Raw genomic sequence first — 11,432 nt, forward strand, 5'->3', positions numbered from 1 at the left:
TGGAGATTATGCGAAATGGAAAATGAATAAGCACAGAATTCCATTCAATAAAAAACCACGCATTTGCGTGGTTTTTTAATGCTGAAGCCTAACTTAGCTTACATGCATTTTAGAGAATAATGCTTGGCTTGTACGTTCAAGCGTTTGTGGAATTGCAAGAGCAGCTACGAAACGGTCAGGACGTAAAATAGCTACAGATTCTTCAGTTTTGCCAAACCAAGTACGAATATCTGTACCCATGTCACCAATTGTGATTACATTTTCAAACTGTTGACGCTTTTCATTGCCAAATTGAACAGCAGGAATTACTTGAATAAATTTCACGCCAAGTTCTTGCCACTTTTTCATTGTCGCTTCAGAAAGACCCCATTTCGGATCTACACCCCAAGCCACAATAGCAAAGTCATTACCAATCACTTCATCAAGCAATACAGTTTGGCCAGACGCTAATTTAACTTCAGGCTGAATAAACATTTTACCTACAGGAGAGTTTTTCTTCGCTTGTGGGAGTAAAGCACCATCGTTGTATTGAGGCATTGGTTTAAAGCGCATTTCCAATAAGTATTGCTTAATTGGTTTAATGTAGTTCAATGCGTAGGCAATACCATCACGTACAACACCATGCCATTTTTTAGGTGGCGCAAGTACATGACCTGCCATTACAGAAAGGTCAATCATCGCCTTTGCATGATCTTTACGTTCAATTTGGTAGCTGTCCAATAATTCAGGCTTCGCTTTACCTTGAATAACAAGCGCAACTTTCCAAGCAAGGTTAAAGGCATCACGCATACCACTGTTGTAACCTTGACCTTGCCATACAGGCATAATGTGTGCAGCATCACCCGCAAGTAAAATACGATCTACACGGAATTTATCTGCAATACGTGCATTGTGCGTGTAAACACGTTGACGAATAACTTCAATATTTTCTGCATCTGGTAATACTTTAGAAAGTAATTTGGCAATGTTTTCAGGTTTGCTTAATTCTTCCTGAGTTTCACCTGGCATAACCATAAATTCAAAACGACGAATGCCGTGTGGTAATGCAGCAGATACGTATGGACGAACAGGGTCGCAACATAAGTAAATGTGTGGTGTTGCAAGAGGATCGTTTTCGATGTCAATTACAATCCATTGGTTTGGTGCAGTCTTACCGTCAAAACCAATATCTAAAGTACGACGTACAATCGAGTTACCGCCATCACATGCAATTAAGTATTTCGCACGGATTGTTTCAGTTTGCTGATCTTGAGTTTGAATATTTAAAGTCACGCCTTCAGCATCTTGAGTAAACTCAGTTAAGTTGCGTGAAAATAAAACTTCAGTTTTTTCGTATTGTTTTAAGCCATTAAGTAATACGTTATCCACTTGAGGTTGAATAAATGCATTACGACGTGAGAAACCAAATTCACGTGTTAAAGGCTGAATATCTGCAAAGCAATGACCTTTAGGCGTGAGGAAACGCATGGCATGATTTGGTGTTGTATGAGGAAGTACTTGGTCAACCAAACCTAAAGATTGAATGGTTCTTAAAGATTCATCATCAATACCAATTGCACGTGGGTAGTCAATGAGTTGATCAAGTTGTTCAATAACAGTAACTTGAACGCCTTGTTTACTCAAATAATTGGCAATAGTTAGACCAACAGGGCCTGCACCCAAAATAGCAACTTCTGTGCTGTAATTTGTTTTATGTGCCATAGTGAATTTACATTCCATCACGAATCCAATGATTGGATGCTATTAACAAGTATTTGTATGGAATGAACAAGCTAGTCGATAGTGTAAAACTTAGGTATGGTTTATGGGGCAAGAAATATTAATATTTATAAATTATTGATAATTATATTAATATATTGAATTTGGGATTGGGTAATATAATCAAATGATCATTTTTTTCTATGATAAATATATATTGATATAAAAAATAGCTGAATAGTCAGGCTATTCAGCTATTTGAATACATTTAAGTAACTTAAAAAATGGAAAATTACTTAACAATATTTAGAAACTCAAATAATTATTGAGCAACTGTTTCAGAAGTTGCTACTTCAGAAGCCGCAACAGGTGCAGAAGCATCTGTACCTTGTTCTTGAGCAACTACAGCTTCAGCATTTTGAGTAGGAGTTTGTTCAGTTGAAGCAGCAAAAGAAGTCGCAGCGGCAGCAGCAATAGTTGTAGCAAGTAAAATTTGTGAAAGTTTCATTTTTGGCAACCTTAATTAATATAAATATTTAAATCAACATCTACCATCACATAGATATTGAGTGCGTTTATGCTAATTGCTGATGTTATTTTGAGCAATAAAAGTAACAAAGAGAAACAGCTCTATTAACTGAGTAAATACATAAGCCTTTAATTTGTTTTTTTTCTGTGAAAAAGCGGCTAAAAATAAAGCATAAGTTGTATATAAATATATTTTATTGATTGAAAAGTAATCTAAGTTTTAAAGTAAATAGTACAAACTATTCGTTTTGAATGCAGAATAAAGAAAGATAAAAAATATTGATGAAAAATTATTGTTTGTATTGTTTAGAAAATAGATTTGATGATTGAACTCTGACTTTTTCTTGGTAGCATGAACAGATGTTTTATTTAACGGTAAGTTTCTTTTGAAATTGATTGCGCCAACAAAAGCTATTCCAACACATATTATTTCGGGTTTCCTTGGGGCGGGGAAAACAACGGTATTGCAGTATCTTTTAAGCCAAAAACCTGAACATGAAATTTGGGCTGTATTAATGAATGAGTTTGGTCAAATTGGAATTGATCAACAGCTTATGCCACAGTCGAATGGTTTTGCAATTCAAGAATTATTAGGTGGATGTTTGTGTTGTAGCAGTCAATTGCCGATGCAAATTGCGTTATCTCGGTTAATTTCAGAAAATAAAATTGATCGTCTTTTTATTGAGCCTACAGGCTTGGGGCATCCAGCACAATTGTTGGAACAGTTAACAGAACCGCATTGGTTACAACATTTAAGTATGCGTAGTTTAGTTACAGTTATTGATGGTTCACGTTTACATGATTCAGATTGGTCACAGCAAAATTTATATCAAGATCAATTAAAAGCAGCTCAAGTTGTGGTGATTTCACATCAAGATAAAATGACCGAGGGTGATATTTTCGCTTTAGAAACATTGAAAAAGGAATATGAAGCTTATCAACAAAAATGGATTTTAACTTCGCAAGGAAACTTGTCTATTATTGAAGTAGATCAAATATATACAGGCAAAAAGCGTTTAATTCAGCCTTTATTAAAAATACAAAAAAACTTAACTGCAAATGAACAGCCTGTGATTAAGCAATTGCCATATCATTATGTAGAAAGCGCACAAGGTTATAGCGTTGCAGGGTGGAAACTTCCTAAAATTTGGACATTTAATTTTTATGATGTGCTTGATTTATTATGTGAACAAAAAGATTGGTTGCGTATAAAAGCTGTTTTTCATACCAATGAAGGTTGGAAATCATTTAATTTCAATCCAAATCAATTTAACTATCAAACTGCGCAAGAAGGCATTGATAATCGGATCGAAATTATTTATCAAAATGAACGTGAATGGTTGAGTTTTGAAGAACAGCTTTTTCAATGTCGAATTGATTTAAGCGAATAAATCTTCTCTGCAAAAAAAGTTGAAATCTTATATGCTAGGCGCAAATTTGAGGAAAGTTTCATGGCGCTGAAAGCAACGATTTATAAAGCAGATTTGAATATTGCCAATATGGATGTTCATCAATATGGTGATTATCAATTGACAATGGCATTGCATCCATCTGAAACCATTGAGCGTTTAATGGTTCGTATTTTGGCGTATGCGCGCTATGCAGATGAAGCTTTAGAATTTACCAAAGATTTATTTGAAACAGATGAGCCTGCATTGTGGGAAAAAGACTTAACAGGTCAGCTTACAAAATGGATTGAAGTAGGCAGCCCAGATGAAGATAAAGTCAAAAAAGCCAGCGCACGTTGTAAGCAAGTTGCAGTGGTTACATACGGTTCATCTGTAGATGAATGGTACAAACGTAATAGCAAATTGAAAACATTGAAAAATGTGGAAGTTTGGCAGCTTTCAACAGCAACAACAGAAGCTATTCAAGCATTATGTGCACGTACTATGCAGTTGCAATTAAACGTAATGGATGGTGAGTGGACGTTAATTGGTGACAATGCTCAAGCTGTTATTGAGTGGACTCAATTGCAATAAATTGCTTTATTTATAAAGAATTTCAAAGAAGATGTTAGCTTAAGTTAGCATCTTCTTTTTTATACAAAAAATAATCATAAAGATGAAAAACTTACGAAAAAATTAAGCAAATATTGCAGCGTAGAGAAGATGTAAAACTTCATATTTTAGGTTCAATCCCGTTTATACTATAAGTTGAAATATTTGTTTTAAGGTGAATAACTGTGTCAGCAGAATTAGAAATCATTGATTTAAAAGTGGGTGAAGGCAAAGAAGCGGTTAAAGGCGCTTTAATTACAACGCATTACACAGGTTGGTTGGAAGATGGTACAAAGTTCGATTCTTCAATTGACCGTGGTAACTACTTTGAAACTGTGATTGGCACAGGTCGTGTAATTAAAGGTTGGGATCAGGGCATTATGGGGATGAAAGTTGGCGGTAAACGTAAACTTATTGTTCCATCACATTTGGCTTATGGCGAACGTAAAATGGGTAAAGTAATTCCTGCAAACTCAAATTTAATTTTTGAAATTGAATTGTTTGATGTAAAAACTCGCGATTAATTTCTATTTATTGAATAAGGCAATAAAAGTTGCCTTATTCAATATAAAGCTCGAACTCTCTTTTTCATTTATTCCTTCGTATTGTTAGAAGTATAAAAGGGGAATAAATAATGATGAAAATGACTGATTAAATAAAAATAAATTGAATTGCGTCTAATTAATTAAGCATGTTTTTTATTTTTTTGAATAAATCATGTACATTAAAAAGGGTGTAAACCGTGAATTTATCGTGGGTGCGCTTATGGTTAAGTTTCTAATATTTATTGTTTTTATTATTGCTGTTTTTGCATGTAGCCAAATTGTCCGTAAAATTAAAATCAATGATGCTTTTAAATCAAAGTATTTTGCAAAATTAAATAGTGTCAAAGTTTCTATGACCAAAGCATCTACACATACATCTGAAGAAATTGTAGAAGTGGTAGACGAATATGAACAACAACTTTTTGATGATGTTGCTGCAATTTTTTTAGCATCTGAAACGCATGAAATGAAAAAAGAACAAGCTGTAAATATACAAGAATATATGCTAAATAAAATGCCCATTCAAACGCAAACAAGTTTACGCAATTTAGATTTAGAAGAATGGTCAATTTATTGGGGATTTTATCATCAGTCCTTAGAATATTACGTGGGGCGTTATGGTGTATTTATTACTCATGTAGATAGAGATGGTTTAGAGCATCAATATAGCTACCGTATTTCTGAATAAATATTATGTGAATATGCTGTTTGTTCTTTGCTTTTATCACGTCAAATTTAAATTCTGTTTTCTTTATAAAATTACATGAGAAGACTTGAGATTCACGTAAATGATTTCATAATGTGGCAACAGAATGGAATCGATTAATTTATGTCTCCTTTAGAAATATTTGCTGTCATTGTGAGTGTGATAGGCGTAGTACTTACTATTCGCCGTAATATTTGGTGTTGGGGCGTGAACCTCATTGCTTATATTTTGTATGGTTATTTATTCTTTGAATATAAATTGTATGGCGAAACTATTTTACAAATTGTTTTCGTCTTTTTAGGTGTATACGGTTTTTATAATTGGTCGAAAACAAAAAAAGAAGATCATGTTATTAAAGTTGAGCCAATTTCTAAGCAGAAAATAGTGTTTCATGTGTTTATTACCGTAATAGGTGGATTCATTTTTGGTTTAAGTTTGCATTATTTTACCGATGCAGCCTTACCTTTATTAGATTCTCAACTTGCGGCATTTAGTTTACTTGGAACCTATTGGACAAGCCGAAAGCATATTGCAACTTGGGTGCTTTGGGTGTTTGTTGATATTGTTTATACAGGCATGTTTATTTATAAAGATTTGTATTTAACTGCGACTTTATATGCATCTTTTGTAGGTTTAGCGGCTTGGGGATGGCACCAGTGGACTCAAGTGAAAAATAAGCAAGATCAATTGGTTACTAATTAATTTATTTTAATATTTTGTTTAACTTAAGAGAGCTTAATTTCTGATTTTTAAAATTTGTGAATAATAATGAAACCTTATAATAAAAATTTAAAACAAGCTTCGCGTGATTTACGTAATAACATGACCGATGCTGAAAAGTTACTTTGGTCACGGCTTCGTAATAAGCAAATTTTAGGTTTGCAGTTTTATCGGCAAAAGCCGATTTTGAATTTCATAGTGGATTTTTACTGTCCTGCTGTTAATTTGGTGATTGAGTGCGATGGTAGTCAGCATTTTACGGAAGATGGTTTAGAGGCAGATCGAGTTCGAGATGAAGCTTTGGCTCAACTCGGATTAAAGGTGTTGAGATTTGATAATGGGCAAGTGATGGGGCAGATTGATGATGTGGTGGAAGTGGTTTATCAGTATTGTCTTCAGAAATCTCCCTAAATCCCTCTTTGAGAAAGAGGGACTTCCCACGAATTTAAGTGCGGTTGTAGATTTGTGTAGTTCCTCCCTTTTTAAAGGGAGGTTAGGAGGGATTATATTTGTCCTTCATACATTTTTTTAGCTTCAACGACTTTGTCTAATTTTCTATGAATTAACGATACCGTTGATAAAATATCTAAAGCATCTTGTTCATCTATATTCCATGTGATTTTAGGAGCATGAGCTGTAGTATTTCTAAATGTTCCAAATATCCCTTTAAGTAAATGCATAAAACCGTTTTGTTCACTCTGATGACTTTGTGTAGTTAAACTATTTAAGGCTAAATAAGGAACCTTATTTTTATACGAAAAAGCTTGATCTACTAATTCAGCCCCATCACTTGAAAGTTTTGTTTTGACTCTAATTTTTTCAGCAATACTTTTAGTTGCTTCAAAAACTGCATGAAAATAATTATCTACGAGTAGTTCTGCTCTACAAAATGCTAAGACATCAGGATGTATTTTTCTATCCAATAAAGTTTTTCTTAAATTTTGTGCGCGTGCTTCGGCTTCATCAAAAGTTTGAACTTTGTTTGCTTGCTTGAGTTCGCCACTTTCAGTGAGTTCAAAACCTTCAAATGACAAAACATAATTCAATTCAGTTCGTATATTTTCAAACCATTCTTTTCTATGGATATGACGTGAAGGACGCATAACATATTTAATAAAAGCTAAGACATTATTGGAACAGCGATCTTCAGTTTGTTTTGAGTATAGAGCATCATATAAACGTTTCCATTTTGTTGAGTTCAGTTGAAGGTCTTTGATATTACATTCAGCTAAATACTTGGTGATTTCTGTTCCTGAAAGACCATTATTAGTTTCACCTAAAGTTTTACAGATGCTTTCTAAGCTTCCTAGATCTAAGCTTTTTATTATTGCCATTTTTCAATCTTCAATTTTTCATAGATTTAAGCATTTTAAATATTCATTTTGTTTATATCAATTTAATCCCTCCCAACCTCCCTTTTTTTAAAGGGAGGAGCTATCACGTATCAATTTGATACGCGAAAGTCCCCCTTTTCAAAAGGGGGATTTAGGGGGATTAAAAAAATAAAAGCCCTCATATTGAGGGCTTTTATTAATTCAAATTATTGAACGGAATCATCCAAATTCGGCGCTAACCAACGCTTCGCTTCATCCAACGTCCAACCTTTGCGCTTCGCATAATCTTCCAACTGATCGCCAGAGATTTTACCCACGTTAAAGTACTCAGTTTCAGGGTTTGCATAATAGAAACCGCTCACAGATGAAGGTGGCCACATTGCAAAGCTAGACGTTAAGAACGTACCCATTTTTTCAGTAGAACCTAACCAATCAAATAAAGACGCTTTTTCAGAATGTTCAGGACAAGCAGGGTAGCCAGGTGCAGGACGAATACCTACATACTTCTCTTTAATCAAGTCATCATTGTTTAAAGTTTCAGAAGCTTGGTAACCCCAGAATTCCTTACGAATACGTTGATGTAAATGCTCTGCAAATGCTTCTGCAAAACGGTCACCCAAAGCTTGAACCAAAATAGCGTTATAGTCATCGCCTTTAGCTTTATATTCTTGCGACATTTCTTCTGCACCAAAAATAGATACAGTGAAACCGCCTAAATAATCTTGAGCTACATCTTTAGGCGCAATAAAGTCCGCTAAAGAATAATTCGCTTTACCTGTTACTTTGTCAGACTGTTGACGAATATGCTCAAATGTATGCGTAACATTGCCAGATTCATCTGTTACAGCAACAGTATCCGCTGCTGTACGGTTTGCAGGGTAAATGCTGAACGTTGCACGAGCATCAAAACGCTTATTTTCAATAATGTCTTTTAGCATGATTTGTGCTTGTTCATACAAATCACGTGCAGCTTCGCCAACTACTTCATCTTCAAGAATTTTAGGGAATTTCCCTGCCAAACTCCAAGAAATAAAGAATGGTGTCCAGTCAAAATATTCAACCAAAGTTTCTAAAGGATAATTGGTGAATGTTTCAGAACCAATGAAGTTTGGCTTAACTGGTACATTCTTTTCAAAGTCAATTTTGAAACCATTTTCAATAGATTCTGCATAGGACAATTTTGCAGCTTTTGGCTGTTTATTTGCTAAACGCACACGAATTTTTTCATAATCCGCAGCATAATCTTCAGCTAATTTTGGCTTCATTTCAGCAGATAATAATTGTGTTGCAACACCAACCGCACGAGAAGCATCGGCAGTGTAGTAAACACCATCATTTTGATATTGCGGTGAAATTTTCACAGCAGTATGTGCTTTTGAAGTTGTTGCACCACCAATCATCAGTGGAATGTTAAAGCCTTTACGTTGCATTTCTTTGGCAACAAAAACCATTTCATCCAATGACGGTGTAATCAAACCTGACAAACCAATAATATCGACTTTCTCATCAATTGCAGTTTGTAAGATTTTCTCGCAAGGTACCATTACGCCAAGGTCAACAATGTCATAACCGTTACAGCCGAGTACTACGCCAACAATGTTTTTACCAATGTCGTGAACGTCGCCTTTCACCGTTGCAAGTAAGATTTTACCTTTTGCTTCTGCTTGAGTTTTTTCAGCTTCAATGAATGGGTTTAACCAAGCAACAGCTTGCTTCATTACACGTGCAGATTTTACAACCTGTGGTAAGAACATTTTACCTGCGCCAAATAAGTCGCCAACCACGTTCATACCTGCCATCAATGGACCTTCAATCACATCCAATGGGCGAGTCGATTTTAGACGTGCTTCTTCAGTATCTTGGTCAATGTAAGTTGTAATACCTTTTACTAAAGCATATTCAAGACGCTTTTCTACAGGTTCATTACGCCATTCAAGGTTTTCTTCTGCTTTTTGTGCGCCCGCTTGACCACGATATTTTTCAGCAACAGCAAGTAATTTTTCAGTTGCTTCTTGACCGCTTTCACCTTGATTTTGGTTAAGTACAACATCTTCAACCGCAGCTTTTAAGTCTGCATCAATGTCATCATAAATTGCCATTTGACCAGCATTTACAATACCCATTGTCATGCCTTGTTGAATGGCATGGTAAAGGAATACAGAGTGAATAGCTTCACGTACAGGTTCGTTACCACGGAATGAGAACGAAACGTTAGAAACACCGCCTGAAATCATGGCGTGTGGTAGGTTTTGTTTAATCCAACCTGTCGCTTCAATGAAGTCTACGCCGTAGTTATTGTGTTCTTCGATACCTGTTGCAACCGCAAATACGTTCGGGTCAAAAATAATATCTTCAGCAGGGAAGCCCACTTCGTTTACTAAAACATCGTATGAACGCTTACAGATTTCTTTTTTACGCTCTGCAGTATCCGCCTGACCATTTTCGTCAAATGCCATCACAATAATAGCAGCACCATACTGACGGCATAGGCGCGCACGTTCTACAAATTCGTCATAACCTTCTTTTAACGAAATTGAGTTTACAACCGCTTTACCTTGTACGCATTTCAAGCCTGCTTCAATAATTTCCCATTTAGATGAGTCAATCATGATTGGCACGCGTGAAATATCAGGTTCAGATGCAACAAGATTCAAGAAGTGCACCATCGCACCTTGTGAATCGAGCATGCCTTCATCCATGTTGATGTCGATGACTTGAGCACCAGCTTCAACTTGTTGGCGTGCAACATCTAAAGCTTCAGCAAAATTTTCTTCTTTAATTAAGCGAAGGAATTTCTTAGAACCCGTTACGTTGGTACGTTCACCTACGTTTACGAATAAAGAATCTTTAGTAATGTTAAATGGTTCTAAACCACTTAAACGGCATGCAGGCTCAATTTCAGGAATTTGACGAGGTGTAATGCCTTCAACTGCTTTGGCAATTGCACGAATGTGATCAGGCGTTGTACCACAGCAACCACCTGTAATATTAATTAAACCACTTTCAGCAAATTCTTTGATAAATGCAGCAGTTTCTTCAGGTGTTTCATCGTATCCACCAAAAGCATTTGGTAAGCCTGCATTTGGATGCGCTGAAACAAATGTGTCTGCTACGTCAGATAATGTTTTTACGTGAGGGCGCATTGCATCTGCACCAAGGGCACAGTTAAAGCCAATAGAAACTGGCTCTGCGTGACGCATAGAGTTCCAGAAAGCTTCTGCTGTTTGACCTGTTAATGTACGACCTGAGGCATCTGTAATTGTGCCTGAAATCATAATTGGAAGTTCGTAACCCAACTCTTTAAATACTTCTTTTACCGCAAAAATTGCAGCTTTAGCATTTAAGGTATCAAAAACAGTTTCAATTAAGATGATATCTACACCACCTTCAATGAGTGCCTTAGTCGATTCTATGTAGTCAACTTTTAAAGCATCGAAGGTAATGTTACGAAATGCAGGATCATTTACGTTTGGTGAAATAGAAGTGGTACGTGAAGTTGGACCAATTACACCTGCCACAAAACGTGGTTTTTCAGGAGTAGAATATTTAGCACATGCATCTTTAGCAAGACGTGCAGCTTCACGGTTAATTTCTGGAACTAAATCTTCCATGTGATAGTCAGACATTGAAACACGTGTACCGTTAAAGGTATTGGTTTCAATAATGTCCGCACCCGCTTCAAGGTATGCTTCGTGAATACCTTGAATAATTTGTGGTTGCGTTAATACAAGTAAGTCATTGTTGCCTTTTAGGTCATATGCCCAATCTGCAAAACGTTCACCACGATAATCTGCTTCTTCTAATTTATGGCGTTGGATCATGGTACCCATCGCACCATCGATAATTAAAATTCTTTTGCTAAGAAGCTCTTTCAGGGTGGCAAGTGTGGACATTCAAACGT

Annotated in this window: 10 protein-coding genes; 6 read left to right on the forward strand and 4 right to left on the reverse strand. The window is 35.8% G+C overall.

Features of this window, described 5'->3' with window-relative positions; translation table 11 throughout:
- Positions 1-93: 93 nt before the first annotated feature.
- Together SKM54_RS01185 and SKM54_RS01190 are read right to left on the reverse strand one after the other, a co-directional pair.
- The gene (locus SKM54_RS01185) at positions 94-1,701 is read right to left on the reverse strand and encodes a bifunctional 3-(3-hydroxy-phenyl)propionate/3-hydroxycinnamic acid hydroxylase (RefSeq protein WP_321090998.1); all 1,608 of its coding nucleotides are present in this window, start codon (positions 1,699-1,701) and stop codon (positions 94-96) included.
- Between the two features lie 319 nt (positions 1,702-2,020).
- Positions 2,021-2,206 carry a hypothetical protein gene (locus SKM54_RS01190; RefSeq protein ID WP_154772827.1) on the reverse strand — a complete coding sequence of 62 codons (186 nt, stop codon included), beginning with the start codon at positions 2,204-2,206 and terminating at the stop codon, positions 2,021-2,023.
- A 406-nt stretch (positions 2,207-2,612) separates the two neighbouring features.
- On the opposite strand from SKM54_RS01190, the gene SKM54_RS01195 reads away from it, so the two are divergent.
- The 6 genes from SKM54_RS01195 (at position 2,613) to SKM54_RS01220 (ending at position 6,608) form a co-directional block, all read left to right on the forward strand.
- Entirely contained in the window at positions 2,613-3,617 is a 1,005-nt protein-coding gene (locus tag SKM54_RS01195) for a CobW family GTP-binding protein (RefSeq protein WP_321090923.1), read from the forward strand.
- 60 nt (positions 3,618-3,677) lie between these two features.
- Positions 3,678-4,208 (forward strand): YaeQ family protein, encoded by a 531-nt coding sequence (locus tag SKM54_RS01200; protein ID WP_154772825.1) that lies wholly within the window; start codon positions 3,678-3,680, stop codon positions 4,206-4,208.
- Positions 4,209-4,411: 203 nt separating this feature from the next.
- Positions 4,412-4,750 (forward strand): FKBP-type peptidyl-prolyl cis-trans isomerase, encoded by a 339-nt coding sequence (locus tag SKM54_RS01205; RefSeq protein WP_171501382.1) that lies wholly within the window; start codon positions 4,412-4,414, stop codon positions 4,748-4,750.
- 193 nt (positions 4,751-4,943) lie between these two features.
- Positions 4,944-5,459 (forward strand): hypothetical protein, encoded by a 516-nt coding sequence (locus SKM54_RS01210; protein ID WP_321090922.1) that lies wholly within the window; start codon positions 4,944-4,946, stop codon positions 5,457-5,459.
- 141 nt (positions 5,460-5,600) lie between these two features.
- Positions 5,601-6,179, forward strand: a complete 579-nt coding sequence (gene pnuC / locus SKM54_RS01215; protein ID WP_321093698.1) for a nicotinamide riboside transporter PnuC — start codon at positions 5,601-5,603, stop codon at positions 6,177-6,179.
- A 66-nt stretch (positions 6,180-6,245) separates the two neighbouring features.
- Complete coding sequence (locus tag SKM54_RS01220; protein WP_321089576.1) at positions 6,246-6,608, forward strand: endonuclease domain-containing protein; 363 nt, start codon at positions 6,246-6,248, stop codon at positions 6,606-6,608.
- A gap of 92 nt (positions 6,609-6,700) precedes the next feature.
- Here SKM54_RS01220 and SKM54_RS01225 read toward each other — a convergent pair whose 3' ends face one another.
- Together SKM54_RS01225 and metH are read right to left on the reverse strand one after the other, a co-directional pair.
- Positions 6,701-7,531, reverse strand: a complete 831-nt coding sequence (locus SKM54_RS01225; protein ID WP_321089577.1) for a TIGR02391 family protein — start codon at positions 7,529-7,531, stop codon at positions 6,701-6,703.
- Between the two features lie 206 nt (positions 7,532-7,737).
- Positions 7,738-11,424: a methionine synthase gene (gene metH, locus SKM54_RS01230; RefSeq protein ID WP_321093700.1), complete on the reverse strand. Its 3,687-nt coding sequence runs from the start codon at positions 11,422-11,424 to the stop codon at positions 7,738-7,740.
- Between the last annotated feature and the right edge of the window lie 8 nt (positions 11,425-11,432).

This window comes from Acinetobacter faecalis (genome assembly GCF_034187745.1).
Lineage (GTDB): Bacteria > Pseudomonadota > Gammaproteobacteria > Pseudomonadales > Moraxellaceae > Acinetobacter > Acinetobacter faecalis.

What these genes read in the sequence shown, in the direction of transcription:
- SKM54_RS01185 (WP_321090998.1), bottom strand. Translation starts at nt 1,701, where the DNA reads ATGGCACATAAAACAAATTACAGCACAGAAGTTGCTATTTTGGGTGCA.
- SKM54_RS01190 (WP_154772827.1), bottom strand. Translation starts at nt 2,206, where the DNA reads ATGAAACTTTCACAAATTTTACTTGCTACAACTATTGCTGCTGCCGCT.
- SKM54_RS01200 (WP_154772825.1), top strand. Translation starts at nt 3,678, where the DNA reads ATGGCGCTGAAAGCAACGATTTATAAAGCAGATTTGAATATTGCCAAT.
- SKM54_RS01210 (WP_321090922.1), top strand. Translation starts at nt 4,944, where the DNA reads ATGTACATTAAAAAGGGTGTAAACCGTGAATTTATCGTGGGTGCGCTT.
- pnuC (WP_321093698.1), top strand. Translation starts at nt 5,601, where the DNA reads ATGTCTCCTTTAGAAATATTTGCTGTCATTGTGAGTGTGATAGGCGTA.
- SKM54_RS01220 (WP_321089576.1), top strand. Translation starts at nt 6,246, where the DNA reads ATGAAACCTTATAATAAAAATTTAAAACAAGCTTCGCGTGATTTACGT.
- SKM54_RS01225 (WP_321089577.1), bottom strand. Translation starts at nt 7,531, where the DNA reads ATGGCAATAATAAAAAGCTTAGATCTAGGAAGCTTAGAAAGCATCTGT.
- metH (WP_321093700.1), bottom strand. Translation starts at nt 11,424, where the DNA reads ATGTCCACACTTGCCACCCTGAAAGAGCTTCTTAGCAAAAGAATTTTA.